Source organism: Lacibacter sp. MH-610 (genome assembly GCF_045780045.1).
Classification (GTDB): domain Bacteria; phylum Bacteroidota; class Bacteroidia; order Chitinophagales; family Chitinophagaceae; genus Lacibacter.
Map to the genome: position 1 here is coordinate 430922 of NZ_CP116002.1, position 26137 is coordinate 457058.

Consider the following 26137-nt stretch of genomic DNA (forward strand, 5'->3'; position numbering starts at 1 on the left):
GTTTCGGCTTGGTTACGACTCGTGCCTTGTACTGTGTCCTTTAGCATGAAAATGAATGCCTTCGTACAAGCCTATACTTTTAAATTTTTTCTTTCATAATCCATTACACAGCATTCATAGGTGAAATTATCTTCATAGGCTTTTTCATCTTGTCCTAGTATTTTATAAAGTTCAGATCGTCCTCTGTAACACTCAAAGTAATATGGATCATTGACCTCGATTTTTATTTTCTCATATACATTTATTGAATGCGAAAAATAAAATAATGCATTTTCATGGTCGTTCAAGTTTATAGCATAGTATGCCAAAAGGTTGCTAGCAATAATAGTTGACTTGTTTTCTTCAACTGCGTTCAAATCTATATCATAGAGGAAGTAATTTGTTATATTTTCTAACAACCTATATGCAAAATCATACATACCAAAGTTCTCTAGTATATTTAAGGCTTTAACTAAATTAGATTCTTCTGTTAAGATATAAGAAAGTTTACACCATTCGATAGTCCTATCGCTTGATAAATTTTCTTTAACAATACACTCTATTTTTTCATAGTTATTCATTTTAATGTATAAAATTAGCTCTACTTCAAAAAGCTCATTTTGATGTTTTTTACGATCAATGTACTTATTATATAATCTGATTTTGTTAATCAGTTGTAACGCAGTATTCAAATCTTCTTCGGTTCCGTAGTCAATAAAATTTAAGGCTTTAATAATTATAGCTGGAATATTTTTAAAGAGTTTTACTTCATCATCTAAATTGTTATCGTTTCTGCCGTGAGGTTGTTGTTTTGTCGAATAGCTTAAGAGATCTTTCTGCCCAATACGATTTATACTTTTCACAGAATCAATATTTACTCCAATTGACAGCAATTGCATTTTTAGTGCTTCTTTACATCTTTCAGATGTCAAATTAGGGTCAATGATAAATGGCAGGCTTTTAACAATAGTATTACCATTTGTTTTTAAATACGAACGAAACCAGTAGGGTTCATTAAGGTTCACATTTTTCGTTATCTCAAGTTCACATATTTTGTTGTCAATTTTTTTTGAATATGAGAGTTTTCTTAACTGATTTTCTTGAACTTTAAATCCTGACTCTAGTAAAACATTATCAAATGTTTTAAAAATGTTTCTAAGGCCACCCAGTGCATGCACCTCTTCTGCAGCCTGACTTTGCATAAGTTTTATCGCAAAGAGTACTATAAAGACCAACGCAACGATGATTAATATTACTGTCATACCAAAGGTTGTCAGCTAATTTAAGGATAATTCTCCCTATGTCAAATTCTCCCTATTTGCTCACTTTGAGATGTGGCAAAATCAAGACGAAAAGGCTACTACAGGGATGATAAATTTTTAAGTGATATTGGAAAGAATGTCAGGCGGATTCGCATTGCTAAAGGGTTGACTCAAATGGAACTTGCTTTTCTATGTAATGATACTGACTATTCTCAAATAAATAGAATTGAACGAGGTAAAGTAAATTTCAGTGTGTCCTACTTGCATTTGATTTCCCAGGCTTTAGAAGTCTCACCCGAAGATTTGCTTTCTTAAAGGCACTTTCGTTTTCAGTGGTTTTCAAAAGTGGAAGTGAAAACCGTCTCAAAAGAAAGTGGCAAACAAAATACAGCGTAAGCTTCCACGGTTTAAAAAACAAGTTGAATGGCTTCCCGAACTATCCAATGTATGGCCATACAGGTGAAGGATGACGGAAGCTCGATTACCGTTTTTTATTGCCACCGCAGGCAAAAACATACCACCCTTAACGGATGGTATGTTTGTTTTCAGAATCAGTTAAGAAACCAGCAGTCAGACCGGTTTACAGACGCATGACGGAGTTGTTCTGCCAGTTGGAAGGCATTTACACTCCTGTCCAGAAAGTTGTCAATATAAGTGCTCTTATTAGCTCCTGTAAAGAGATTATAAAGACGCCATAAATTGATGTTTCCGTTTTCATCCCTGCAAAAACTATTATCTCTGTAATAGTCTTTTACAACACTAGAAATCTGATTATCCCCAAAAAGAATGGGTGAAATTTCAGCTTTCAGGTCATTAGGTAGATGATTGTACATTCTGCAACGCCCAATGAGGTGTGCAAACTGCTGTTCGGTAAGGCTGTGCTCTGTCAGTTGTTTCAGATTGTGAAGATGATAGTTCTTGTTATAGGCCTCTATGAGAGTTCTGATACAAGCTTTTAACTGGTCCAAGTTTTTAACCTTTACATCCCCGAGGTATCCATCTGTCCAGACGCATAAGTTAGTGCAAACCTTATTTTTAAAACCTATGAAGATTTTAAAATGCTGGTCTGACAAACTACGGCTGTAAAGATTATCCAGGTTATAGGCTTTTACACCGCCAATAGTTAATGAAAGATGGTTCCCATCAACCGTATCCCAGATGGAAGGAATTTCAATCACAAACATCATCCGCTCATAGTACAATGTTTTCTCCCATTCATTTAACTGGTTGGCAGGTTTGTCTTTTGCTTCAGGAATTCTGCCTTTAATGGGGTGAGATACTCTTATTTGAGGATTTAAGATATGCTCTCCATGAAAAATATCTGCTGTTAATGATACGGCTGCATCAACAAACTCACTGTGAGAAATCAAAGTTTCATTATCCTTTACAAAAACGGGGATAATATGACGGCTTTTGATTTCATCCAGATTGGCTTCAACAGTATTGGCCCCAATGAAGGCAGCGTTTTCTTGCTCTGTATCCGCATTACTTGTTTGTAGCACCGGTAATGCTTCCAGTAGTTCAGTGTTTACCATTTTGAGAAAAGTTTTGAGGGTTATAAATTTTGTTTTCTGAAGAGCTTCCCATTATTCGTTTCTTTTGGAGTTCAAACTCACCTTTAAGCGTATTGCTCATTGGTAAAGATTGTTCATAAAGTTGTATCAGTTCCTGAATACTCCTGCACTCAGAAATTCTGTTACTGATGCTTTGGCTGGCTTCACCTTCATTACACCAGTTAACAAGACTTTTACCTGTATCAACAGAAATCTGAAAAGTTTCTTTATCAATGAATAAACCCGTTCTGTCTTTACTGCAAATGGCTTTGTGCAAACAATCAAGCTCGAAAGAAACGCTCACTTCATATTCAAACCCATCCCTCGTGATAGGCGCCATTCCTACTTTTTGAGGTTGCGTTTTTCCATTTCGCTCTGTTAAAACATAATCTGTTTTTGAGCGGATTGTTGTGATGATGTGGCAGCCCGAGTAAATGATTGCATCGAGAAATTGCTGATGTCTTGGAGTAACAGAAGCCCAGGCAGCAAAAGAATTGGGTACACGCATCTTTGCCGTTTCTCTTTCATGTATTTCGAGACAACCGCCTTTTCCTGACCACTCATGACTGATGCTGTCAATAATGATGACTTCCATGTTCTCTTTTTCACACAGCTTAATAGCCTCTATATATTTTTCCGGAGAAAAAGGTTCTGTTAAACAGATAACATTGAACTCTCCTAAGTGACTATAAAGTGATGCGGAAAAGTTTTCAGTATCTACAACGGCAATTTTGTTCCAATCATTACAGATACCATAAGCCATAAGTAATGCAGAATATGTTTTACCGCTACCACTCGGACCAGACAGCGCAACTTTCAGCTTTACCTGCTGCTTCATTGCTTTTTGTAATTTCATAATCTGAAATTTTATAAGTTTTTGAATTTTCTTTTTTAATCATTAACTGAGTTACTGTAGTGAAGTTTTTATATCATAGGATTCCACTGCTTTAATTCCAAGCACTTCATTTGTTTTACGATACCGAAACCCAAAATGATAAATGATTTCATAGACCGTTTTGGATGGCCAATGAATGACTTGGTAGGGCTTAACCAGTACCCGTTCAAAATCTCCAGCTACGGGTTTACCAATGAGGTTTAAAACAGCTTTTTCGGTGATAAATACTTCCACAGCGCAACGGGGAATGATATAAATAAACCTGTTTGTTGCCCTGCATAAGTAGCTCACTTCTACTCCGGTAACTTCAACCAGAATTTTATCAGGTGAGCCTTTGTTCTTCTGAACAGCATAATTTGTAACTTTTGCCATAGAAAAAAGTTTTGATGAAGAAAAATTTAAATATTGCAGTACTAGAACCTTGGGTAAAAATTTGGAAAGAACTAACTTGTAGGGGGGTATGATCAATAGAGAAACAGGCCGGGGGGTATTATTTTGGTAGTTGATGAAAGCCTTGAATACAATAAAGTAGTTATGGAAAATTTAGAGAAAGAAATAGTAACGCTCGAAGAAGAGGAGATACTCACTGAAGAAGCTGATTTCAATTCTGATCAGGATGAACTGCTTTCAGTTAATGAGGACGAATTTTCAGGTCAGGAATTAGAGTACATACCTAATAGTGGTATGGATGGTCCCAGTGATGAATATTTGTGCGAAGAATGTAAGGAGCTTGGGTATTGTAAGAACAAATTGGCTCCGTAGGCAATAGCAAAGAAATTTTAATGCAAGCTTTGAAATTCCGTAATAATTTATTATGTTGAATTGAACTTACTAATTACACATGCAATTTATAGAACGCCACTTTATTGAAGCAAATAAGCTAATCCCACTAGTTTTAGGCATTACTCATAGAAGATATCTGGTTGACAAAGATGCTAAACATACTAATTCTGAAATAAGCGAAAAAATCAAAATGTTTCTGGACCCGTTAAAACCGGATCTTAAAGTTTTTATAGAATTTCCCTATGTAGATAAAGTTTACAGAGACAGCTATTATAACTATTTTTCTACCAAGTATAAAGAATATCATAGAGATTGTATAAGGTTATCTTTTTTTACAGCAGATACAGTAGAAGAGAGCTTTAACGAAGAAACGGACTCTATTTTGCTCAACAAAAATTTTTGTGGTTATTGTGTTTTAAGGCCTACTTTCCCAAACGTAATTGGTAGAAATTTGATCTCCAAAAAGGCATTGAAGCAAAGTGATATTGTAACCTGTATACACCATGAAACAGTTTTGGTAAATGGCTTTAGACTAGATATAAAAGGATTCCCGCATAGTTCACAAGATCAAGAAAGTATTACTTGTGCTGAAACAACTATTTGGGCATTAATGGAATACTTTGGCCATAAATATGCAGAGTATAAACCTGTGTTACCCCTTACAATTATAAATAAGCTAAATGAATATTCTGATAAACGAATGTTACCTAGCAGCGGATTAACGCCTGAACAAATATCATTTGTACTAAAAGACTTTGGTTTTGGAACCCTTATTTATACGAAGGAAGATGATAAGGCTAACTTTTTCCCAAACTTATCTGTTTATATTGAATCAGGATTCCCTGTAATAGTTGCAATAGAAAGCAACAAACATGAATATGGACATGCAATTCTCATGATTGGTAGGAAATCAATTAGTAATTCAATGCTTGTATCAGCATTAAATGGAAAAAAAACACCATTAATACCGTTCAGTTCTATTGTTAAAGAATATGTGGTGCAGGATGATAATTTATATCCTTACTCAATTATTCCCTTAAATTCCCCTGGAAAAAACTATCATATTGACTCCGGTTTTAAGAGCTTTAAGATAAAAGCGTTTGTAGTTCCTCTCTACAAAAAAATGTACATGGATGTACAAACAGCGAGAACTTTTTTTGAGAAAATATTTATAGATGAGGAATATGGAATAAGAACCACTATTCCACATATATTTCGGATGTATATGGCCTCCAGTAGGTCATTTAAAGAGCATATTGGAAAGCAGGCAAACATGGATCCCGTATTAAAGCAGGTGCTCCTTTCTGTCGCAATGCCCCGGTTTATCTGGTGCGGTGAGTATATCAATAATAGGGATGCTGCAAAGGGTACTGTAAGCTCTTTAATAGTACTAGATGCCACTGCCGGGACTGAAATCTGGCAGGATTCCTTTATCTTTGCCTGCCATAAAAGGAGGTCACTATTTTATGCGGCTTTTGATCATACAATAAGACTACAAACTTTACGTTACCCTTTTGAAAACTTTGAGATGTACAACCATAATTTAAATTAAGTGTTATGCCTGCAACAAAAAAACAACCAGTAAAAAAAGAAATAATAACTATTTATATTGGCAAAATGGCGGTTCAATTTGAAACGGTTCCTGTAGCTGATGTTGATAAGGCAAACGCACGTATACAGCGAAAAGTACAGCCTGTCTTTAATCAGATTAAACGAACACGAAAAGCTGCTGCTATTACAGCGTCCAAAATAATTCTTAATGCCTGACATTATCGTCAGGCTTTTTTTCATGTTGTAATTTGAATTTAGGGTAATTATTTTTTAGAATCTCAAGATCAACAATTCGCTTCTCCCAGTTTGGTGGTACCCGCTCTTCCGAATTCAGTGTTTTTATAAGTTCATACTTTTCAATTAAAGGATGAAATTTCTTTCCGTAATCATATAAGCCATTATACGCCAGTAATAGCAACTCGTAATTTGATAACTGCGCCCTTAGCATTTTAACATGCTCTCTCTTAAACTTCGAAGAAAATGGAGCTCGTTCTGCATACCGAACGATACGATAAAGATTGCGGAAATAATGACCGATATCGCTTTGATAAACATGAAAATAATATTCATAGATTTTCATCAACTTATCCTTCCCTGTACTTTCTCCAACTTGTATATCTGCATTTGGCTTAATATCGAGATTGCTTACTGCTCTGGTGCCGCCGGACGACCAGTTATAATCAATGGTAATTCTGTGAGCCAAATCATCAAAAAATGCCCTTCCTTTTGAAGGGTTCGATTCTGTAGATATCCCGTATACAACTGTATTTATATTATCAACCAGCTTATGATGCTGATCTATGAGCTTTAAAAAGTTATTACTGAAATTTTGCCTTGATGTATTACGAAGGTTTTCCAGAACCAGCAAGGTACTCCCTAATGTAACCATCGGCATTACCAAGCCAGTAAAAAATGGTTGAATTTCTTTTGCTTTATCTTTATCAGGCATTAAAATATTACCATCAAAATAATCTCCTAAAAAGAGAAACCAAAGTGCTAATAAAGCCCCCAAAATTAAAAGAGTAATTGCTGTAATACGTAGCATAGAAAGTGTTTTAATATATATTTTGCATAATTAAAGGAACTACTAACTTTTCTTTTTTGTTTTATACTCCGCTCCATCTTCTGCTGCCATACTTAATTCCTCATCCTGAGTTTGCGCATACGCCTTTGCTGTACTGTTTTTACCAACCTTCACCTGCCCGTTCATCAACATCGGTAACAACCAATCACGAAGGGAAGCAAGTTGTTGGTTTTCAAGAGCAATTATGTTTTGCTTTTCAAAAACAGGATTTAGTATTTCGCTAAACGAGTTTAAGATTTCTACCGTAGGTATTACAACTTTCAACGAAAACAAATCATCCTTTGTTATTGCACCAAAAGTTGTTCCGTCCGTATTTCTCCGATCAAATACTTGTTTTAAGTTTTTGAGTACTTCGTATAAGTATGGCGTGCACTTGTTTTTACTATTTAAAGCAGCTAAGCCTCGACCAATGCAACATTTGTTTAGTGCAATGTTCATTGTTCCAACTGGCGCACGAACACTTAACAGTATATCACCCTTTTTTGCAAATCTTGATGGTTCAGTTGTAAATTGTCTTACTGAAGGGAACCGTAACCCAAAATCAGTACACCCTTGGTAAAAAACTTCACCTATCCCATTTTCATTATAAGATTCACCTGGTGGTGATTGGCCCATTGTGATATTGGCAATATCCTTTAGTTCACCATCATCCCACCCCTCCGGCACCTCCCTTTTCAACTCTTCATTCCAAACCATTTTACCACCAGAGCTTTTGTAGGGTTTACCATTTTTATCAGGAAAATCAAACTGCACAAACCAGTAATCGTAAATGGTTTTGGCCATGGCCTCTAACTCGGAATTGATATGGTTGTTGAGTTCGATTTTTTCTTTTATGCTTTTTAAATAATTAGAAACTTTCTTTTGAATTGATAATTCTGGCAATTTGACTTCAATGTCATAATATGCCTCAAACGTCATACTTGGGACCCCTGTTCCAGAGTTTAATTTACTAAGATCAAGATTTATTAAATAGCAAAACAAATAATATCCATCTACTAAAGTTGTATTTATTTCAGTATAATAAATAGTATCAACAGTCCAAAAAGGTTCGTTAACCCATTGAATGTTTGATAACGTTCCCTTACGAGGAAGAAGAATGCTTTCTTGATCATACAAATATTTATCAACGTACCTCATTAACCCACCACTCCCATAAACCGGGATTTTACCCGGTTTAAGTGCTTTATGGTCTTTCCCATTTCTTATCCTTAATAAATCACGGACTTTATAACTTCTCATAAGGACAACTTTTGGAAGTTATTTTTAATTTCTGTTTCTAATTTTTTCGAATCAGCAAACATAGATTCTAGGCTTCGCTGATAGTGTTTAATTTTCTGTGAAAACTCCTTTTCTGTAATTGTTACATACTCAATCTTCACCTCAAAATATTGGCCCGTACTAAAACTATAGTTCTTTTCTTTGATCTGCTCATAACTCACTACCACACTAAAATCTTCTACTGCTTTGTGCTCGTTGAAGGTGTTGATGATTTGTTCCTCTTCTTCCTTTCGTAATACTGTCTTTTGGTTCTTGCCATCTTTTACCGTTTCACCCAGTTTGGAGGCATCCATCAATACAATATCACCCTTGGTATTGGCCTTGTCTAAAAACAATATACTTACGTTGGTACCTGTAGTAGCAAAAATGTTACTGGGCATACTAATAACACCTCGCAGCATTTTCTTTTCCACCAACCGTTCCCTGATTTTCTTTTCAATGCCCGAAGATGCCGTAATGAACCCGGTGGGTACCACAACAGCCGCTCTGCCTTTCTCATTCAGGGAGTACATGATGTGTTGTATAAAGGCAGGATATATAGCCATACCCTCTGGCTTTGCCTTAGGCACATTGGGCATACCTGCAAAAAAGCGTTCGTGGTTTTCCTTACTTTTCAGATCTTCCACAAAATCGCTGAAGTCTAACTTAAACGGCGGGTTTGATACAATGAAATCAAATTTCTTAAGCTTGCCGTCCTTCTCCCGGTGATACGGATCTACCAGTGTATTACCCTTTACGATGTTAGGGATGGAATGTACCAGGTTGTTCAAAATGAGGTTTAAACGCAAAAGATTGGAAGACTTTTGTGAAATATCCTGTGAGTAAATGGTACACTTATCTTCTCCAATGGCATGGGCCAGGTTCATCAACAACGTACCCGAACCCGCTGATGGGTCATAACAGGTAACGTTTTTCACTTTTTCTGTTACCAGGCAGGAAGCCATAATTTTGGCTACGGCATGCGGTGTAAAATACTCAGCATATTTACCGCCGCTGTTGGTATTGTAATCTTTGATGAGGTATTCAAAAATGGTGGCGTAAAAATCAAACTTTTCGTGAAAAATGTTTTCAAAGGAAAAGTGCACCAGTTTGTTGATGAGGGCTTTACAAAACTCATCCCGCTTGTCAATCACATAACGGCTCAGGTTTTCAAAGAGCATGATTTTTTCACCGCCATCAGTCTTAACTGAAAAGATATCACTGTTTTCTTTGGCAATGGCAGTAAGCGTACTGTCAAATAAATCTGCAAATTTGGCTTGATTCTGATTTTTGAAGAGATAAGAAATGAAATGCTCCGGTTGCAATCGTGCAGTGCTTTCACTCAGTTGCATGAGCAGCAAGTCATAATCACTCTTTTTGTACTTCACAATTGCTTCTTCCCATTTCTCTGCCTTTGCCAGTTTACTGTCGAGCTGCTTTACTTCAAAGGCAAACTTATCATTGAGAAATTTATATAGGAATACCTGTGTAATGATTTTAAACTCATTGCCGTCGTTTCCCAATCCATAGTTGGCACATACACTTTTTAGGTCGTCAATGAGGTCTTTCGTGTTTTTTTCAAATTCAATAGTTCTGTTCATTTACTGTGCTTAATAAATTATCTTTTATATAGATCTTTTCGTTTAATTGCTCTGTTTATTCTTTTTGTATCAGTAATATTTTTTTCTTTAGCAAGTCTATTAACAACTTCTTGCCAATACTTGTCCGAACACGTTTTTGTATTACCTCTATACTTATTATCTAAATCAAGGGCAACTTTAACCTTTGATATTATACAGGGAGAATATTGTTTCATACAAAATAAATTTTACGCTACACGTCCGTAATACTCGTTCATGTATTCTTTTACAATTAAGTGATTGATGGCCTGTGAACGTTCTGCATCCAGCGGCAGGTCAAATTTATTTTTGAGCTGGCTGATCACCAAACGCAGCATCATACGTTCCACAAAACTTTCATTTTCCAGCACATTGGCGTTTTGCAGAATATGAGCGTCCACTTCTTTTTTCAAGCTTTGCAGCGCTTCAAACAATTTACTTTCACTGTCGGTCAGCGGGTCTTTCTCCATCAGGCGCTTGTGCAGGCGGCTGTACTTGGCATCATTGTCATATTTTGCCCGGAGTAATTGGTTTTTACGTTCCAGTTCTTTTGCCGCATCGTAGATTTTTTCCAGATCCCTGATATTGGCCTCCATTTCTTCCTTCGTAACCTCATTCAAGTTCTTCTTTTTAAACAGGCGCTCAAGTTCTTCTTTTAAAGAAATAAACACCGGATCGTGCGGGTCAAAATTTCCGCCGAGCATTTCCCGTGTTTTCTGCAGGATGTCTTTCAGTTTATCTGCAATGATCAATTCTTCTTCACGAAGCTTGGTAAAAGCAAACACCACATCTTCCAGCGCCACATTCAGCAGGTTTGCCGTATCCAGGTTGTTCTCCAACGCCTCTTTGGTATTGATAAGGGCCAGGTGGTTGTTGGCTTCCCTTGCCAGCAGGGTAATTTTCTGGAAATCCAGTTGCTCCAGCATTTCATAATGACCCGATAAGCGGATGAGGTTGTACAAATCACGGGCATTGTTTAATGCTTTGGTGAGCTCCTGCATGGTTTTCTTATCGCTGATCTGTGAAATCTGCTGTGAGAAAATTTCCGCATTGCCTGTATTGTAATGAAACAGCACATCCTTTATGGTAAGGATGTCCTGTTCAATTTCTTCTTTTGTTTTAAAGAGATTGGAGTAGTGTTGCATTTCATCGCCCAGCTCGTTTTGCAGTTCGTTGAAATAGTCACGGTTGGTTTTGTCAAATTCACGCTGGATATCGGCAAAGTCAACCACATAACCGTATCTGAAATTCTTATAGGTTCTGTTCACTCTTGTTAAGGCCTGCAGCAGGTTATGTGCTTTGATGACCCGTGTTACATACAGCTTTTTCAGCCTGGGAGCATCAAACCCTGTGAGCAGCATATTGTAAACAAATAGTAAATCAATGGTACCGGCCTTAAAATCTTCAATCAATTCTTCCCGGTCGTCCTTGGTTCCTGCATCATGCAGGATCAATGCTGCCCGTTTGACCCTGCTCTCTTTTTCACGCTTTGCGCCATAGGAGGCTGCGGGTTCGGCCGCCATCGGCAGGGCTTGCTCATCCGTTAAAGCATATTTGGTATCAAACAGCTCCTTGAGTTGTTCTGCCTGCTCCGATGAATCACAAATAACCATAGCGCCAATGGTGTTGTCGTTAAAGGTTATGCGTGACTTCTGAAAATCATTGACAATATAGTCCAGCAGCGGCTCCACAAATTTTGGATGCGCATATACAAGTTTCCTGTCGCCCTGTCCTTTCAGTATATCAATTTCTTGCAGGGCCTGTTTCAGTTTCAGGTGATAGCTGGTTTCAATCTCTTCACGTATCAGGCGCAAGGTATAGCCATCTGCAATAGAAGCATTGTAGTAGTATTTGTGAATATACTCACCGAATAATGCTTTAGAATTATAATCAGTACCTAATAACGGTGTGCCGGTTAAACCGATTTTGATGGCATTGGTATCTGATTCATTCAGGTTGGCCAGAAAGCTTCCCTTGGGGTTGTAACTGCGATGTACTTCATCCAGGAAGTAAATACGCTGGATATTAATGTTATAGTCTTTCCTGTTGACAACGTCTTTATCTTCTTTAAACTTCTGAATATTTACTACAGTAATTTCAGGTTTGCCCGTACTGTTATGGATGGCTGTGGTTTTTTTTAAGTCTTTTACAAACTCATCCCTGGAATTGATTTTGTGAACGACCAGGCCCCTGCTTTTAAATTCTCTGCCAGCCTGTATGAGTAAGTCCAAACGATCAACAATGAAATAGAATTTCGGAACAATGTTCTTTTCCCTGAAGTAGTGAGTAAGAAATTTTACATTGTAATAAGTAAGTGCCGTTTTACCACTACCCTGTGTATGCCAGATAATTCCTTTGCGTACACCTGCGTTCAATTTCTTTTCAATTGCTTTTGTTGCAAACAGCTGCGGGTAACGCATTACGTGTTTTTCAAGTCCATCTTTGGTTTTCACATACGTAATTGCATATTGTAATAGAAATGATAGACGCTCCGGCTGAAACAATGAAGTACAAATCCTGTTTGTTGGTGTATTGGGAAGTTTGTTGGTTAAAAACTCTTGTGCCTGTTTAATGCTCACCAAATTGTTATCCTTTAATACATCCGTTTCTGTTTCTTCAGAAACGGATTGCAAAATCTGTGTGAGATTAAACGTTTCTTCTTCACGGAAGTAATTCAACTTTACATTGCCATAAGCCGGAGTTGCATAAAAAGCTCCTTGTAAAGGTTGGATGCCCTCCTCGTCATATTCCATATTATTGGAAAACACCATCAGTTGTGTGATGTTGATGAACTTTCGGAACTTCTTATTTCTAAAGCGGCTTTGTATGCGTTTGTATTCGGCTTGAATGCCATCAAGATTGTTTGGTTTCTTTACTTCAATAAATACCAATGGAAAACCATTGATCAAAAGTGTAATATCAGGACGAAATTCTTCATCACCATTGATGCATGGTAACTCGGTTACAACATGAAGTTGATTGTTACTGAAGTTTTCAAAATCAATAAGCTTAGCACCGGAACCATCTGTAAGCATTTCATAAAAGCTCTTTCCAAGGTCTTCGTTATCCAATGCCACATTGATTTTTTCAAGAAGCAATGAAACATCTGCTTCTTCCATTTCGGGATTCAGCCGTATTACACTCTCCTTTAAAATGGATGTGAATATATTAGTACTTGTGTCCCACTTAGCCTTTGATAAGGGAAGGTAGGTATATCCTAACCTGCAGAAGTGCAGTATTGCAGGTATTTTTACTCTGGTATTTTCGTTGAAAGCCATTCGAAGGCGGGTGTTTGCTATGTTTTAGTCTGCTTGATGCAAAAGATTTTATCCACAACGGCCTCCTAAATTATGTATGTTCCCTGTATGTACCAAACAAAAAAGCAGCTACGTTTTTAAACGTAACTGCTTGATTTTCTGCTCCCCCTTCAGGACTTGAACCTGAGACCCTCTGATTAACAGTCAGATGCTCTAACCAACTGAGCTAAGGAGGAATTTCCCGTTTTGGGAGGGCAAAAATAGGGGTTTTCAAAGTTTGTCCCCAACCAATCCACAACTTTTTTTATTTAAAAAAGACCAAACAACCTGCTTTCTTCCAATCCTATATACACACCATCTTCCCGTATCTCCACCGGGTAGGTCTTTAAGTAATAACCTTCACCACTTACATTACGTCCGTTCTGCAAACTGAATCGGTAACGGTGCAGCGGGCAAACAATATTACCCAATGCATCTACAAACCCAGCAGCCATATGCCCACCGGCATGCGGGCACTTATGAGCACAGGCAAATACCTGGTCACCATTTCTTGCAATACAAATGGTTTTACCTTTTACCTGTAGTTCACAAAGCTGGTTTTCCTGCCAAAAAAAATCCTCCGCACTTTCTGCAATCTTATGCCAGTTGTATTGTTGGGGAGCGGCCATTAAAACAGGTGTTCTGTTTTGTAAGGATAGCGGATGCGGTAGAGGTTCCGCACACTGTCTAATACTTTTGAACGCAGTTCATCAATATTTCTTCGCTCTGTAGCGCTGATGAATACACAATGCCCCTGAGTATCCTGCTCCCAGCGTTCTTTGAGTTCCCGCAAAATCATTTCTTTTACTTCATCTTCCAGCCACTCGTCAAACTGGGTTTGCTCATACAAATCCATTTTGTTGAAAATGGTAACCACGGGTTTTTCAGCACAGTTCATCTCCTGCAATGTTTTCAGTACCACCTGCATCTGGTCTTCATAATGCGGGTGGGAGATATCCACTACATGCAACAACACATCGCTTTCTCTTACTTCATCCAGCGTACTTTTAAAACTTTCTACTAAATGATGCGGCAGCTTGCGGATGAAACCAACCGTATCACTCAAAAGAAACGGTGTGTTTTCAAACACTACCTTACTCGTGGTGGTATCCAGCGTGGCAAAGAGTTTATTTTCAGCAAACACATCACGCTTGCTCAGTAAATTCATGAGTGTGCTTTTGCCCACATTGGTATAACCTACTAAAGCCACACGGATAAACTCACCACGGTCTTTCCGCTGGGTGAAAGCCTGCTTATCAATTTCAGCGAGGCGTTTGCGCAGCAGTGAAATTTTATCTTTTACAATACGACGGTCTGTTTCAATTTCTGTTTCACCCGGGCCTCGTGTACCAATACCACCACCCTGCCGTTCCAGGTGTTTCCACATACCTTTCAACCGGGGTAACAGGTATTGATATTGTGCCAGCTCTACCTGCGTTTTGGCCTGTGCTGTTTTAGCACGGCTGGCAAAAATGTCGAGAATCAGATCACTCCGGTCAATGGTATAAACACCCAACGCCTTTTCAATATTCATGATCTGGGCGCCGGTAAGTTCATCATCAAAAATCACCAGTGTAATATTCCTTGAAACTACATACTGCTTTATTTCTTCCAGCTTGCCCTTGCCTACAAAGGTTTTACTGTCAGGGTGCGGCAGTTTCTGTGTAAACCTTTTTATAGTTTCAGCACCCGCCGTTTCCGCTAAAAACGCCAGTTCATCCAGGTATTCATTTACCTGTGTTTCTGTTTGGGTTTTGTGTACCAGTCCCACCAGCACGGCCCGTTCGCTGCTTATTTTCTTACGTTCTATCATATTATTTCAGGACTGCAAAGGTAACAATACCCGCAGAGTTGGTGACTTCTTATCTCCAATAAAAAAGCGGAAGCTCTTGCTCCCGCTCTTAATTATATGTTGTATGATGATTAAAGTCCGGTAAATACAAGACCTATTATAAAGGGGCGGATGGTATTAGGTCCCTGGCCTTCTTTAATAAAATCGTTGAGCTGGTATTGTGCAAACAAGCCGATATTACCATAACCGATCCTTGCAGTGGGCGCCAGTCTTAATCCGTTAAAGTGAACACGGCTTTTGTCTTTACGGCTAAAATCAACATTGCCGGATGCATCACGGTTAAACTTTGTTTTATCAACGGCGCTCAGCATGGTGCCTACTTTTACACCTAAGGCAAACTTGAGACTTTTATTAGGAGTTTCAGGTTTGGTCATAAAACGTAACTCCACCGGCGCTTCGAGGTAAGCGGTACCCAGTTTGATTTTTTTATAGCTGATGGCTGTATCTGCTCCGGTGTTTCTGGCAAAACGGAAAGTGGTTGGGTTGGTAATGTTTAAATCACGGCGGGCACCGTTATCAAAAAACATATGATCCGTACCAAAGCCCACACCAATACCTACGCTGAAACGTGCATCGGTTTTAAACGGAAAATCAAATATGAAATAAGCATTGAAAGAGCGGGCCAGTCCCTTGGTGGCAATAGAATCGGGTGCCTGTGCCCAACCCAGGTAACCTAACTGAAACATCAGGTGATCCTTAGGACGGTTGGTGAGGTTGGCTTTGCTCCAGTCTTTTTTCTTAGAAGGAGTTGTTTCCTGGGCTTGTGTCATCAAAAAAGAAAAAATCAAACCCGTTACTAAAAAGCATTTCTTCATTGTCGTGAATTAGAGTTATTGCAGATCACACAGAGGTGAAGCGCAAATGTATTGGTAAAGCGGTTAATCAAAGGTTAAACCTACTTTCTAAAAAAAGCTCCGCATCCGGAGCTTTATTGGTGGATCCTGTAGGATTTGAACCTACGACCCTCTGATTATGAGTCAGATGCTCTAACCGACTGAGCTAAGGATCCGGCCTTTTGGGCGGGGGCAAAGATAGAGAAAACCAACTTTCAGCTGAATACAATTTCTTTGCATGATGAACGGCATCAGGAATATCATATTTGATTTAGGCGGTGTGTTACTGGATATTGACTTCAAAGCTTCGCAACAGGCATTTGAGCAATTAGGTATTCATGATTTTGAAACAATGGTTTCACTTTCACATGCCAATGATTTGTTTCATGCGCTGGAAACAGGAATGGATGCTCGTCTCTTTTATGAAGGGCTCCGCCATCATACTAAAACGAACTGGAGTGATGAGATTCTGGAAGAGGCCTGGTGTGCACTCTTGCTGGGCTATCGAAAAAAAAGTATAGAACAACTCTGGCAACTGAGAAACAGGTACCGCAGTTTTTTACTCAGCAACACCAATGAAATTCATGTACAACGGTTTGAAAAAATGTTTCAGCAACAATTTGAAGGCCGGGAACTTTCTTCTTGTTTTGAAGAGGCGTATTACTCTAACCGTATTCAAAAAAGAAAACCTGCACCGGATGCGTGGTTGTACATCATCAATGCTCATGCATTAAACCCTGCTGAAACATTATTTATTGATGATGGCGCTGCTAACATTGAGGCAGCAAAGCAATTAGGGATGCAAACCATTCACTTATTGCCCGGTATGTACATTGAAGAACTTGGTTGGTAAAGTAATCACAAACAACGATTGTCTTTATTTATTTCACTTCTTCAAATTCAATATAATCTCCACCCTTAGCCGGTTCTTTAGGCGCTTGCTGTGAAGTTGATTGTTGAAAAGCATCGGTCTGGCTGTTCATTTGCTGCTGAAATTCCTGCATACGTTTTTTCATAGTACCGGCTACACGGGTTACCGGGATGATAAAGTGAAAGATAAAACGGTACAACAGGTAAATGCCAATTACAATAAGTAGAATGCGTATCATAGCCCTGCAAAGGTAGTTTGAATTAGTTCTGTTGTAATTAAAGGATTGATAAAACCTCCGGCAGCAACCCGAAAAAAGATTTGTGCTGTTAAGGTTCGATAACGTACATTTGCATCGGAAAAAGAAGCAACAGAAGGGAACGGAATCGTTCCCTTCTTTATTTCACTTACATGAGTATTGAGAATAAAACAGAAATCATCAGGGGGCTGGCAGAGCAAATGATTGCAGAAGAGCCCGGTTATTTTTTGGTGGATATAAAATTAAAACCCGGCAACAGCATCCAGGTGTTGCTGGACGCAGATGCCGGTGTATCGCTCAACAAATGCGTGATTTACAACCGTTTACTCTACAAAACCATTGAAGAAAGCAACTTGTTTGCTCCGGGTGATTTTGCATTGGAGGTATCGTCTCCCGGTTTGGACGAGCCGCTCAAACTCCCCCGTCAATACCTGAAAAACATAGGCAGAGCTGTAGAAATAGTGTTGAAAGACGGACGTAAAGTAAGCGGTAAACTGTTAGCCGCCGAACCGGAAATTATCGTGGAAGAAACAAAGGGCAAGGGTAAAAAACAAGAAACTGTTCAACATACATTTTCATTGGACCAAATAAAAACAACAAAAATTCAAATTGTATTTTAAAACAATCCCGTAACAGGCGGGAACGAAAAAAACTGAGTTATGGCTAGTATCAACCTCATTGAAAGCTTCCAGGAATTTAAGGATGCGGAAAACATTGACCGCCCCACCATGATGAAAGTACTGGAAGATGTGTTCAAAACATTGCTCCGCAAAAAATACGGAAGTGATGACAATTTTGATGTGATTGTTAACACAGAGAAAGGTGACCTGGAAATCATGCGTCGCCGTACGATTGTGGAAGACGGACAGGTGGAAGATCCCTTGGCCCAGATCAGTTATACCGATGCGGTAAAAATTGAACCGGATTATGAAGTAGGCGAAGAGTTGTATGAAGATGTGGACATTCATGATTTCGGTCGCCGTGCCATCCTTGCTGCCAAGCAAACATTGGCCAGCCGTATCAATGATTTAAAGAAAAACGTGCTGGTAAAAAAGTACAGCGATCGTATAGGCGAAATCATCAGTGCAGAAGTGTACCAGGTGTGGAAGAAAGAAGTGTTGCTGCTGGATGAAGAAGGTAATGAACTGTTGCTCCCCAAAAGCGAACAGATTCCACAGGATTATTTCAAGAAAGGTGAAAATATCCGTGCTGTAATTAAGAAAGTAGATCTTAAGAACAACTCACCGGTTATTATTCTTTCCAGAACAAGTCCTTTGTTCCTCGCCAAATTACTGGAAATTGAAGTGCCTGAAATTTTTGACGGTTTGATTGTTATTAAGAAAATAGTTCGTGAACCCGGCGAAAGAGCAAAAGTAGCAGTAGAAAGCTATGATGACCGTATTGATCCTGTAGGTGCTTGTGTGGGTATGAAAGGTAGCCGTATTCACGGAATTGTGCGTGAGTTGAAAAATGAAAACATTGATGTGATCAACTTTACAAACAACATTAACCTTTTAATCCAGCGTGCATTAACACCTGCTAAAATCACCAGCATGAATGTAGACGTAGAAGGTAAACATGCTGATGTATATCTCAAACCCGACCAGGTTTCACTTGCAATTGGTAAGCGGGGTGTAAATATTAAACTCGCCTGCGAATTAACAGGCCTGGAAATTGATGTGTACCGTGATACGGAAGATGAAGAAGACCAGTTTGATATTGACCTCGATGAATTTGCAGATGAAATTGAACCCTGGATCATTGATGAACTCAAACGTGTAGGTTGTGATACAGCACGCAGTGTTCTTGAACTTACACTGGAAGAACTGGAGCGCCGTACTGATCTGGAAAAAGAAACCATTGCAGATGTACAGCGTGTATTGAAAGAAGAATTTGAAAGAGAATAAACCGGAAATCAACTTTATAAAAGTTGCTGCTTTATAAAAAACGCTTATTAAAGAAAAAGAAAATTTAAAAGAACTGAATGTCTGACAGTACCACACCACGTTTAATGGCTGCCGCCAAAGAATTTAATATCGGGAAAGATACCCTGATTGATTTTTTGGCCGGTAAAGGATTTAACAAAGACGACCTGAAACCTACAGCAAAGCTTACGGAACAGATGTACCGTGCCCTGCAGGCAGAGTTTTCTTCTGATAAAGCGGCCAAGGCAAAGAGTGATCAAATTGAAATTCCAAAGGGCGGATTAGCAGAAAAGAAGAAGAAAGAAGAGGAAGAAATCCTGTTTAAAAAAGAAGTCAAAAAAGCAGCTCCTAAAGAAGAGCCTGCTCCTGTGGTGGAAGAAACACCTGTACCACCCGTGGTAGAAGTGGAGGAAGTAAAAGCCCCTGAACCACCTGCCGAGCCGGAGGTAGTAAAGGTAGAAGCTCCTGAAATTGAAGGACCCAAGATTGTTACTAAAATTGATCTGGATAAAATTGATACTTCTACCCGTCCTAAGAAAACCGTTAAGAAAAAAGAAGAAACACTGGCTCCTGTTAAGGAAGAAAAACCAAAAGAGGTAAAAGAAGTAAAAGAGGTGCAGCCGGTTATAGAAGAAAAACCGGTAGCAGAACCTGAACCGGATGAGGAAGTTGTTATTGAAAATATTAAAGCAGAAGTACTGGAAGGTCCCAAAATCCTGGGTAAAATTGAATTGCCCGTAAACCCTGAAACAAGACCGAAACCTTCAGCTGCTGATAAGGAAAAGCGCAAACGCAAGCGTATTCCTATTGATAAAAAAGGAGCCACACCTGCTATTGAGGATGATCGTAACCGTCCAAGATCGGGCGATGGAAACCGTGGAGGCAACCGTGGCGGTCAGCAGGGAGGCGGAAACAGACAAGGCGGTGGAAACCGTGGCGGATTTACTAAGAGAGAGGATAAGGTTATTGATGAGAAAGAGATCCAGGAAAAACTCCGTCAAACACAGGCTAAACTGGCAGGTGCCGGTGGCCGTGGTAAGAGCCTGAAGGCAAAATACCGTAAACAAAAGCGTGAAGAAGCGGCTGAAAATGTTGATGGCAACCAGGAAACAAACATTTTACAGGTAACAGAATTCATCAGTGCCAGTGAATTGGCAAGCCTGATGGATGTAACACCTACAGAAGTTGTAGCCAAATGTTTTGGACTGGGCTTAATGGTTTCTATCAACCAACGTTTGGATGCGGAAGTTATTGAGTTGGTGGCCGGTGAGTTTGGATACGAAGTACAGTTCATTGATATGGAAAAACAGGCAGAGATGGAAGAAGAGGTTGAGGAAGACAGCGAAGATGAACTGGAACCACGTGCTCCTATTGTTACCATCATGGGTCACGTTGACCATGGTAAAACATCGTTGCTGGATTATATCCGCAGCGCCAATGTAGTTTCAGGCGAAGCGGGAGGTATCACACAGCACATAGGTGCGTATGAAGTAAAAACAGAAAGCGGTAAAAAAATCACTTTCCTTGATACGCCGGGTCACGAAGCGTTTACGGCCATGCGTGCCCGTGGTGCCAAGGTTACGGATATTGCAGTGATTGTGGTAGCGGCTGATGATGCAGTGATGCCTCAAACAAAAGAAGCTATCAGTCACGCACAGGCAGCCGGTGTACCCATGATTTTTGCGGTGAATAAGATTGATAAAGACGGCGCCAATCCTCAAAAGATTTATGAGCAGCTTTCACAAATGAATATCCTGGTAGAAGAGTGGGGTGGTAAATTCCAGAGCCAGGAACTCTCTGCCAAAAAAGGATTGAACGTAGATAAGCTGCTGGAAAAAATATTGCTGGAAGCAGAATTATTGGAACTCAAAGCAAATCCTAACCGTGAAGCTACAGGTTCAGTAATTGAAGCCTCGCTTGATAAAGGACGTGGTTATGTAGCAACCATCCTTGTACAGAACGGAACATTACATCAAGGTGATTTGATTGTGAGTGGTCAGCACTTCGGTCGTATCAAAGCCATGTTTAATGAACGTAACCAGCGTGTGGAAGTAGCAGGTCCCTCTACTCCTGTGCAGATTCTTGGTTTGAATGGTGCACCGCAGGCGGGTGAAAAATTCAAGATGTATGAAGATGAAGCGGAAGCAAAAGAAATTGCTTACCGTCGTGCACAAATCCTGCGTGAGCAAGGTATCAGAACCAAGAAACATATCACACTGGATGAAATCGGCCGTCGTTTGGCACTCGGTAACTTTAAAGAACTCAACCTCATCATTAAAGGTGACGTGGATGGTTCAGTAGAAGCGTTGACGGATTCATTGCAAAAACTATCAACTCCGGAAATAGCAGTGAATGTTGTTCACCGTGCTGTAGGTGCTATCAGTGAAGCTGACGTAACATTGGCAAGTGCATCTGATGCGATTTTGATCGGCTTTAACGTTCGTCCATCTTCACAGGCAGCAAGACTGGCAGAAAATGAAGGGGTACAGATCAAGAACTACTCCATCATCTATAACGCCATTGAAGAAGTGAAGAGTGCGATGGAAGGTTTATTGGAACCACAGATACAGGAGAAGGAAGTGGCCACTGTTGAAATCCGTGAAGTGTATAAGTTTGATAAAGCCACCGTTGCCGGATGTTTTGTTACAGAAGGTAAAATCAAGCGTGATGCCAAGATCCGTCTCTTCCGGGATGGTGTATTGGTGTACCCACGCCAGGAAGGTGCCTTTGCAGAGTTGGGCAGCTTGAAACGCTTTAAAGATGATGCTAAAGAGGTGCTCAATAATATGGAGTGTGGTTTAACCATTAAAAACTTCAGCGACATTAATGTGGGTGATACCATTGTGGCTTTTGAACAGGAGGAAGTGAAGCGTACACTTTAACATCCATAAAAACATTCGTTAAATCAGGGATGGCGATGCTGCAAAGGCCGTCATCTCTTTTATTTTTGATTTATGCAATTATCCAGAAGTTTTCTTCTTTTGTTTTTACTCTTCGGTCTAGCTGCCGTTACATCTGCACAACGTAAAAAAGTGGTAGCAGATAAAATTATTGGCATGGTGGGCGACCGTATTGTATTGAAATCTGATATTGACAACCAATTAGCAGATGCCAAACGGCAGGAAGTGGATCTGCCGCCCGATGCCAATTGCTTTTTAATGCAACAGCTCATCATTAACAAGATGCTGGCCATACAGGCAGAAAAAGATTCGTTGCCCGTAAGTGATGAAGAAGTAGAAGCTGATATTGATAACCGTATCCGCTATTTCATTCAACAATATGGTTCCCGTGAAGTGATTGAACAGATCACCGGTAAAACCATTTACCAGTTTCGGGAGGAAATGCGTGGTCCTATAAAAGAAGGCAAGCTGGCAGGGGCTATGCGTAATAAGATTGTAGAGAATATCAAAATCACCCCTACTGAAGTAAAAGCTTATTTCGACCGGATTCCGAAAGACAGTCTTCGTTTTTATGAAACAGAACTGGAAATTGGTGAGATCGTAATTTATCCCAAAGCCGGCCGTGAAATGGAAGAGTATGCCCAGGATGAATTAAAAGAATTCAAACAACAGGTAGAAGCAGGGGAAAAGAAGTTTGAAACCCTTGCGTCCTTATATACAGAAGATCCCGGCAGCAAACAGACCGGCGGTATGTATGTATTGAACAGAACAGATAAACAATGGGATCCAACCTTCTTTAATACTGCTATGAGTTTGAAAGAAGGCCAGGTATCACGTGTGATTAAATCAAAATTCGGGTATCATATTATTCAATGTGTGCTGCGCAATGGTGATGAAGTAACAGTTCGTCACATTCTTAAAATTCCACGTATTACTGAACCTGATATTGCGGCAGCACTTTATAAGCTGGATACGATCCGTAACAGTTTGAAAGAAGGAAGAATCAAGTTTGGCGAAGCAGTGAGTAAGTATTCTGATGAAGAGCAATCTAAATTTACCGGCGGTCGAAAAATGGGAGCTGATGGTTCTTCTATCATCACCATTGATCAATTGGAAAAAGATATTATTCCTGTACTGGATACCATTAAAGTAGGTGAATACTCAAAGCCCATTGCTTTTACAGATGAGAGAGGTAAAAAAGGGGTACGCTTAGTGTACCTGATTTCAAAAACCGATCCTCACCGTGAAAATATGAAAGATGATTACAGCAAAATAGCAACCAGGGCGCTTGAAGAAAAAAAGGAGAAGGAGCTTGAAAAATGGTTCCGTAAAAATGCCTCTACTTTTTTTGTGCAGATTGATGATGAGTACAAGTCCTGTAAAGATATTATGCAGTTACTTCAGCCTGTCAACAACTAATAAATCGTTAAGAAACCCCGCAAAGCGGGGTTTTGTTTGGAAAATTGCATGTATGTACATATATTTGCATTGTGAAACTGGAAGAAGCTATACAGAGTGTGAAATTCAAGAATCAAACCCATAAAGCCGGGCTCAATATTTTGTACACGGCCTGGTGGCTTAAAACTGTTATGAGCCGTGAGTTAAAGAAGTTTGGACTTACCCATGAGCAATACAATGTGTTGCGGATACTCAAGGGAAAAAGTCCGGATGAAATGTGTGTAAAGGATATTGCAGGCAGGATGATTGAAAAAAGCTCTAATGTGCCAAGGATCATTGATCGGCTGGTAGCCAAAAAACTGGTGAAGCGATCTACAGATGCCAACGATAAAAGGCACACCGTTATGACCTTGACACCTGCCGGTTTTAATATCCTGGATACAAGCACCAAACGGATTGATGAACTTTTTGGTGAGCTCATTGCCATCAATGAAACATCAGCAACAACGCTCAACCAATTACTGGAACAATTCAGGGAAAAAGAAAACTGATATTTTTTTGAACAAATGCATGTACATACATGTAATTAAGATAAGGAGTTTACAATGAAAACAATTCTTCACAAAGCAGCAACAAGGGGTCATGCCAATCACGGCTGGCTTAACAGTTATCACACCTTCAGCTTTGCAGGTTATTATGATCCGGCAAGAATTCATTTTGGCGCATTACGTGTGCTCAATGATGATACAGTAGCTGCCGGTATGGGCTTTGGTACTCATCCGCATGATAACATGGAAATCATTTCCATTCCCCTCAGTGGTGATTTAAAACACCGTGACAGTATGGGTAATGAAGCCATCATCAAGCAAGGTGATATACAGGTGATGAGCGCCGGCACCGGCATCAGTCACAGTGAAATGAATGCCAACCGTGATAAGGAAGTAAAGTTTCTGCAGATATGGGTATTCCCCAATCAGAAAAATGTGCAGCCACGCTACGACCAGTTAGCCATGGATGAAAGTAAAATGAAGAACAATTTTTTACAGGTGTTAAGTCCTGATAAAAATGATGAAGGCGTTTGGATTCATCAAAACGCATGGTTCAGTATGGGACTGATTGAGAAAGGAAACACCATCAACTATGTGTTGAAAGATAAAAACAACGGCGTGTATGCCTTTGTGATTGAAGGTGCGGTTTCTGTGAATGATGAAGTATTGGAAAAAAGAGATGGATTAGGAATTACAGAAACAGATGCTTTCACTGTAACAGCAACAGACAATGCAAAAGTGTTGTTGATGGAAGTACCAATCAAATAACAAGTAAACAATTACATAACAATAAAAAACCTAAACAAAATGGCAACGTACAAAATTGATGCAGCACACAGCGACATCCTCTTTAAAGTAAAGCACCTGATGATTACAACCGTAACAGGTCAGTTCAAAAACTTTGATGCTACTTTAACAGCATCCAGCGAAGATTTCAGTGATGCACAAATCAGCTTTACGGCTGATGTGAACAGCATTGACACAAGAAGTGAACAAAGAGATGGTCATTTAAAAAGCAATGACTTCTTTAATGCAGAGCAATTTCCTGAATTAAAATTCACTTCTACTTCACTTACTAAAAGCGGCGATGGCTATATTCTGAAAGGCGATTTAACCATTCGTGACGTAACTAAGACAGTTGAGCTGAAAGCAGATTATAACGGAGCTATGGTAGATCCCTGGGGTCAAAAGAAAGTAGGCTTTGAAGCAGAAGGAACCATTAAGCGTAAAGAATTCGGATTGAGCTGGGATGCAGTTACTGAAGCTGGCGGTGTTGTGGTAAGTGATGATGTTAAACTGCAACTGAACGTGCAGTTTGTGCAGCAGAATTAATACACTCACAGTTGTTGAGTTTTCATCAACCTGTGAGTACAGCTCACAGGTTTTTGATTTTAAATAAGGAGCGATTATGAATAAAGCAATCAAATACATCCGTAAAGCCTCACCGGCACATATGGTGGGCGACGGATTTAAAGTAAAACCCTACATCAGCAGGGATATGTGGAAAGATGTAAGTCCGTTTCTCATGCTGGATTATGTAGAGCCATGGAACTTAATGCCTACCGATCATCCACGTGGTGTGGATGTACATCCGCATAAAGGTTTTGAAACCGTAAGTATTTTATGGGAAGGTGCCCTGGCACATGAAGACAGCAGCGGTGGTAAAGGCAAACTCTTTGCAGGTGATGTGCAATGGATGACAGCAGGCAGCGGTATTCTGCACAAAGAATTTCATGAAGAAGAGTTCAGTAAGAAAGGTGGTGTGCTGCACAGTGCCCAGCTTTGGGTGAATCTTCCGGCGCAATATAAAAATGTATCGCCGGCATACCAGGATATTCATGCTAATGAAATACCTGAAGTGGTACTTAATGATGGTAAAGCAAAAGTTCGTGTATTGGCAGGAGCGTTGAATGGGGTTGCCTCTAAAGCAAAAACATTCACCCGCATTAATATCTATGATGTATATGCACAGTCGCATGCTGATTTTTCTTTAACCGTTCCGGAAGGTGATAACACATCCATTCTTGTATTAAACGGAACCATTCATATCAATGATCATGAAATTGCAAGAGCAGGCGATATACTTGTGTTTGAAACATCCGGTGATACCGTAACCATTCAAACTAATAACGATACCCATCTGTTGTTATTGAGCGGTGAACCTATTGATGAGCCCATTGCAGCCTATGGCCCGTTTGTGATGAATACACAAAAAGAAATCATGGACGCCATTAATGATTATAACGCCGGTAAGTTTGGAGTATTAAATTAAAAA

26 protein-coding genes and 2 tRNA genes are annotated in these 26137 nt (G+C 39.5%); 13 read left to right on the forward strand and 15 right to left on the reverse strand.

The annotated features are described in order from the left end of the window. Positions 1 to 71: 71 nt before the first annotated feature. Positions 72 to 1241, reverse strand: coding sequence for a hypothetical protein (locus PDL71_RS01940; RefSeq protein ID WP_407524608.1), 1170 nt, complete (start codon positions 1239 to 1241; stop codon positions 72 to 74). 72 nt (positions 1242 to 1313) lie between these two features. Between PDL71_RS01940 and PDL71_RS01945 the strand changes: the two genes are divergently transcribed. Further along, the gene (locus tag PDL71_RS01945) at positions 1314 to 1556 is read left to right on the forward strand and encodes a helix-turn-helix domain-containing protein (RefSeq protein ID WP_407524610.1); all 243 of its coding nucleotides are present in this window, start codon (positions 1314 to 1316) and stop codon (positions 1554 to 1556) included. Positions 1557 to 1792: 236 nt separating this feature from the next. Here the strand turns inward: PDL71_RS01945 and PDL71_RS01950 are convergent, their stop codons facing one another. The 3 genes from PDL71_RS01950 to PDL71_RS01960 are packed head-to-tail and all read right to left on the reverse strand — an operon-like array spanning position 1793 to position 4061. Further along, positions 1793 to 2776 carry a DUF3871 family protein gene (locus PDL71_RS01950; protein WP_407524612.1) on the reverse strand — a complete coding sequence of 328 codons (984 nt, stop codon included), beginning with the start codon at positions 2774 to 2776 and terminating at the stop codon, positions 1793 to 1795. Beyond that, complete coding sequence (locus PDL71_RS01955) at positions 2763 to 3650, reverse strand: AAA family ATPase (RefSeq protein WP_407524614.1); 888 nt, start codon at positions 3648 to 3650, stop codon at positions 2763 to 2765. Before PDL71_RS01955 ends, PDL71_RS01950 begins: the two co-directional genes overlap by 14 nt. A 51-nt stretch (positions 3651 to 3701) precedes the next feature. After that, positions 3702 to 4061, reverse strand: coding sequence for a hypothetical protein (locus PDL71_RS01960; RefSeq protein ID WP_407524616.1), 360 nt, complete (start codon positions 4059 to 4061; stop codon positions 3702 to 3704). A 162-nt stretch (positions 4062 to 4223) separates the two neighbouring features. Here PDL71_RS01960 and PDL71_RS01965 point away from each other — a divergent pair, with 162 nt between their 5' ends. From PDL71_RS01965 to PDL71_RS01975, 3 genes are all read left to right on the forward strand, one after another. Then, a complete protein-coding gene (locus PDL71_RS01965; RefSeq protein ID WP_407524618.1) occupies positions 4224 to 4451 on the forward strand; it encodes a hypothetical protein in 228 nt (75 codons plus the stop codon). Between the two features lie 79 nt (positions 4452 to 4530). Further along, positions 4531 to 6024 carry a hypothetical protein gene (locus PDL71_RS01970; protein WP_407524620.1) on the forward strand — a complete coding sequence of 498 codons (1494 nt, stop codon included), beginning with the start codon at positions 4531 to 4533 and terminating at the stop codon, positions 6022 to 6024. Between the two features lie 5 nt (positions 6025 to 6029). Continuing rightward, positions 6030 to 6239 carry a hypothetical protein gene (locus tag PDL71_RS01975; RefSeq protein WP_407524622.1) on the forward strand — a complete coding sequence of 70 codons (210 nt, stop codon included), beginning with the start codon at positions 6030 to 6032 and terminating at the stop codon, positions 6237 to 6239. Here PDL71_RS01975 and PDL71_RS01980 read toward each other — a convergent pair. The 10 genes from PDL71_RS01980 to PDL71_RS02025 all read right to left on the reverse strand — a co-directional run bounded on the left by PDL71_RS01980 (position 6229) and on the right by PDL71_RS02025 (position 16140). After that, the gene (locus PDL71_RS01980) at positions 6229 to 7068 is read right to left on the reverse strand and encodes a putative phage abortive infection protein (RefSeq protein ID WP_407524624.1); all 840 of its coding nucleotides are present in this window, start codon (positions 7066 to 7068) and stop codon (positions 6229 to 6231) included. The genes PDL71_RS01975 and PDL71_RS01980 overlap by 11 nt on opposite strands. Positions 7069 to 7110: 42 nt before the next feature. Next, the gene (locus PDL71_RS01985) at positions 7111 to 8346 is read right to left on the reverse strand and encodes a restriction endonuclease subunit S (RefSeq protein WP_407524626.1); all 1236 of its coding nucleotides are present in this window, start codon (positions 8344 to 8346) and stop codon (positions 7111 to 7113) included. Continuing rightward, positions 8343 to 9965, reverse strand: a complete 1623-nt coding sequence (locus PDL71_RS01990) for a class I SAM-dependent DNA methyltransferase (RefSeq protein ID WP_407524628.1) — start codon at positions 9963 to 9965, stop codon at positions 8343 to 8345. The genes PDL71_RS01985 and PDL71_RS01990 overlap by 4 nt, the downstream gene beginning before the upstream one ends. Before the next feature lie 17 nt (positions 9966 to 9982). Next, positions 9983 to 10180: a hypothetical protein gene (locus PDL71_RS01995; protein WP_407524630.1), complete on the reverse strand. Its 198-nt coding sequence runs from the start codon at positions 10178 to 10180 to the stop codon at positions 9983 to 9985. A 12-nt stretch (positions 10181 to 10192) separates the two neighbouring features. Next, positions 10193 to 13261: a type I restriction endonuclease subunit R gene (locus PDL71_RS02000; protein ID WP_407524632.1), complete on the reverse strand. Its 3069-nt coding sequence runs from the start codon at positions 13259 to 13261 to the stop codon at positions 10193 to 10195. A gap of 141 nt (positions 13262 to 13402) precedes the next feature. Then, positions 13403 to 13476, reverse strand: a tRNA-Asn gene (locus tag PDL71_RS02005). Between the two features lie 72 nt (positions 13477 to 13548). Then, positions 13549 to 13908: a Rieske (2Fe-2S) protein gene (locus tag PDL71_RS02010; RefSeq protein ID WP_407524634.1), complete on the reverse strand. Its 360-nt coding sequence runs from the start codon at positions 13906 to 13908 to the stop codon at positions 13549 to 13551. Next, positions 13908 to 15092, reverse strand: coding sequence for a GTPase HflX (hflX, locus tag PDL71_RS02015; protein ID WP_407524636.1), 1185 nt, complete (start codon positions 15090 to 15092; stop codon positions 13908 to 13910). Before hflX ends, PDL71_RS02010 begins: the two co-directional genes overlap by 1 nt. A gap of 110 nt (positions 15093 to 15202) precedes the next feature. Then, a complete protein-coding gene (locus PDL71_RS02020) occupies positions 15203 to 15946 on the reverse strand; it encodes an outer membrane beta-barrel protein (protein ID WP_407524638.1) in 744 nt (247 codons plus the stop codon). A gap of 117 nt (positions 15947 to 16063) precedes the next feature. Continuing rightward, a tRNA-Ile gene (locus PDL71_RS02025) sits at positions 16064 to 16140 on the reverse strand. A 62-nt stretch (positions 16141 to 16202) separates the two neighbouring features. Between PDL71_RS02025 and PDL71_RS02030 the strand changes: the two genes are divergently transcribed. Continuing rightward, entirely contained in the window at positions 16203 to 16817 is a 615-nt protein-coding gene (locus PDL71_RS02030; protein WP_407524640.1) for an HAD family hydrolase, read from the forward strand. A gap of 28 nt (positions 16818 to 16845) precedes the next feature. On the opposite strand, the gene PDL71_RS02035 is transcribed toward PDL71_RS02030, so the two are convergent. Then, positions 16846 to 17073 carry a hypothetical protein gene (locus tag PDL71_RS02035; RefSeq protein ID WP_407524642.1) on the reverse strand — a complete coding sequence of 76 codons (228 nt, stop codon included), beginning with the start codon at positions 17071 to 17073 and terminating at the stop codon, positions 16846 to 16848. Positions 17074 to 17243: 170 nt separating this feature from the next. On the opposite strand from PDL71_RS02035, the gene PDL71_RS02040 reads away from it, so the two are divergent. The 8 genes from PDL71_RS02040 (at position 17244) to PDL71_RS02075 (ending at position 26134) form a co-directional block, all read left to right on the forward strand. Next, the gene (locus PDL71_RS02040) at positions 17244 to 17711 is read left to right on the forward strand and encodes a ribosome maturation factor (protein WP_407524644.1); all 468 of its coding nucleotides are present in this window, start codon (positions 17244 to 17246) and stop codon (positions 17709 to 17711) included. Between the two features lie 39 nt (positions 17712 to 17750). Continuing rightward, positions 17751 to 18998: a transcription termination factor NusA gene (gene nusA, locus PDL71_RS02045; protein ID WP_407524646.1), complete on the forward strand. Its 1248-nt coding sequence runs from the start codon at positions 17751 to 17753 to the stop codon at positions 18996 to 18998. 77 nt (positions 18999 to 19075) lie between these two features. Then, positions 19076 to 21898 (forward strand): translation initiation factor IF-2, encoded by a 2823-nt coding sequence (gene infB, locus PDL71_RS02050; protein WP_407524648.1) that lies wholly within the window; start codon positions 19076 to 19078, stop codon positions 21896 to 21898. 72 nt (positions 21899 to 21970) lie between these two features. Continuing rightward, positions 21971 to 23335: a peptidylprolyl isomerase gene (locus PDL71_RS02055; protein ID WP_407524650.1), complete on the forward strand. Its 1365-nt coding sequence runs from the start codon at positions 21971 to 21973 to the stop codon at positions 23333 to 23335. A gap of 71 nt (positions 23336 to 23406) precedes the next feature. Next, complete coding sequence (locus PDL71_RS02060) at positions 23407 to 23865, forward strand: MarR family winged helix-turn-helix transcriptional regulator (RefSeq protein WP_407524652.1); 459 nt, start codon at positions 23407 to 23409, stop codon at positions 23863 to 23865. Between the two features lie 54 nt (positions 23866 to 23919). Beyond that, entirely contained in the window at positions 23920 to 24630 is a 711-nt protein-coding gene (locus PDL71_RS02065; protein ID WP_407524654.1) for a pirin family protein, read from the forward strand. Positions 24631 to 24669: 39 nt separating this feature from the next. Continuing rightward, positions 24670 to 25194 carry a YceI family protein gene (locus PDL71_RS02070; RefSeq protein ID WP_407524656.1) on the forward strand — a complete coding sequence of 175 codons (525 nt, stop codon included), beginning with the start codon at positions 24670 to 24672 and terminating at the stop codon, positions 25192 to 25194. A 76-nt stretch (positions 25195 to 25270) separates the two neighbouring features. Next, a complete protein-coding gene (locus tag PDL71_RS02075) occupies positions 25271 to 26134 on the forward strand; it encodes a pirin family protein (RefSeq protein WP_407524658.1) in 864 nt (287 codons plus the stop codon). Positions 26135 to 26137 lie beyond the last annotated feature (3 nt).

Excerpts from the sequence above, each read along its gene's own strand:
- nusA (WP_407524646.1), top strand. The coding sequence starts at position 17,751 with ATGGCTAGTATCAACCTCATTGAAAGCTTCCAGGAATTTAAGGATGCG.
- PDL71_RS02010 (WP_407524634.1), bottom strand. The coding sequence starts at position 13,908 with ATGGCCGCTCCCCAACAATACAACTGGCATAAGATTGCAGAAAGTGCG.
- PDL71_RS02000 (WP_407524632.1), bottom strand. The coding sequence starts at position 13,261 with ATGGCTTTCAACGAAAATACCAGAGTAAAAATACCTGCAATACTGCAC.
- PDL71_RS01975 (WP_407524622.1), top strand. The coding sequence starts at position 6,030 with ATGCCTGCAACAAAAAAACAACCAGTAAAAAAAGAAATAATAACTATT.
- PDL71_RS01950 (WP_407524612.1), bottom strand. The coding sequence starts at position 2,776 with ATGGTAAACACTGAACTACTGGAAGCATTACCGGTGCTACAAACAAGT.
- PDL71_RS01960 (WP_407524616.1), bottom strand. The coding sequence starts at position 4,061 with ATGGCAAAAGTTACAAATTATGCTGTTCAGAAGAACAAAGGCTCACCT.
- PDL71_RS01955 (WP_407524614.1), bottom strand. The coding sequence starts at position 3,650 with ATGAAATTACAAAAAGCAATGAAGCAGCAGGTAAAGCTGAAAGTTGCG.
- infB (WP_407524648.1), top strand. The coding sequence starts at position 19,076 with ATGTCTGACAGTACCACACCACGTTTAATGGCTGCCGCCAAAGAATTT.
- PDL71_RS02035 (WP_407524642.1), bottom strand. The coding sequence starts at position 17,073 with ATGATACGCATTCTACTTATTGTAATTGGCATTTACCTGTTGTACCGT.
- PDL71_RS01970 (WP_407524620.1), top strand. The coding sequence starts at position 4,531 with ATGCAATTTATAGAACGCCACTTTATTGAAGCAAATAAGCTAATCCCA.
- PDL71_RS02055 (WP_407524650.1), top strand. The coding sequence starts at position 21,971 with ATGCAATTATCCAGAAGTTTTCTTCTTTTGTTTTTACTCTTCGGTCTA.
- PDL71_RS01965 (WP_407524618.1), top strand. The coding sequence starts at position 4,224 with ATGGAAAATTTAGAGAAAGAAATAGTAACGCTCGAAGAAGAGGAGATA.
- PDL71_RS02070 (WP_407524656.1), top strand. The coding sequence starts at position 24,670 with ATGGCAACGTACAAAATTGATGCAGCACACAGCGACATCCTCTTTAAA.
- PDL71_RS01990 (WP_407524628.1), bottom strand. The coding sequence starts at position 9,965 with ATGAACAGAACTATTGAATTTGAAAAAAACACGAAAGACCTCATTGAC.
- PDL71_RS02065 (WP_407524654.1), top strand. The coding sequence starts at position 23,920 with ATGAAAACAATTCTTCACAAAGCAGCAACAAGGGGTCATGCCAATCAC.
- PDL71_RS01985 (WP_407524626.1), bottom strand. The coding sequence starts at position 8,346 with ATGAGAAGTTATAAAGTCCGTGATTTATTAAGGATAAGAAATGGGAAA.
- PDL71_RS02075 (WP_407524658.1), top strand. The coding sequence starts at position 25,271 with ATGAATAAAGCAATCAAATACATCCGTAAAGCCTCACCGGCACATATG.
- PDL71_RS02040 (WP_407524644.1), top strand. The coding sequence starts at position 17,244 with ATGAGTATTGAGAATAAAACAGAAATCATCAGGGGGCTGGCAGAGCAA.
- PDL71_RS01995 (WP_407524630.1), bottom strand. The coding sequence starts at position 10,180 with ATGAAACAATATTCTCCCTGTATAATATCAAAGGTTAAAGTTGCCCTT.
- PDL71_RS02030 (WP_407524640.1), top strand. The coding sequence starts at position 16,203 with ATGATGAACGGCATCAGGAATATCATATTTGATTTAGGCGGTGTGTTA.
- hflX (WP_407524636.1), bottom strand. The coding sequence starts at position 15,092 with ATGATAGAACGTAAGAAAATAAGCAGCGAACGGGCCGTGCTGGTGGGA.
- PDL71_RS02020 (WP_407524638.1), bottom strand. The coding sequence starts at position 15,946 with ATGAAGAAATGCTTTTTAGTAACGGGTTTGATTTTTTCTTTTTTGATG.
- PDL71_RS01940 (WP_407524608.1), bottom strand. The coding sequence starts at position 1,241 with ATGACAGTAATATTAATCATCGTTGCGTTGGTCTTTATAGTACTCTTT.
- PDL71_RS01980 (WP_407524624.1), bottom strand. The coding sequence starts at position 7,068 with ATGCTACGTATTACAGCAATTACTCTTTTAATTTTGGGGGCTTTATTA.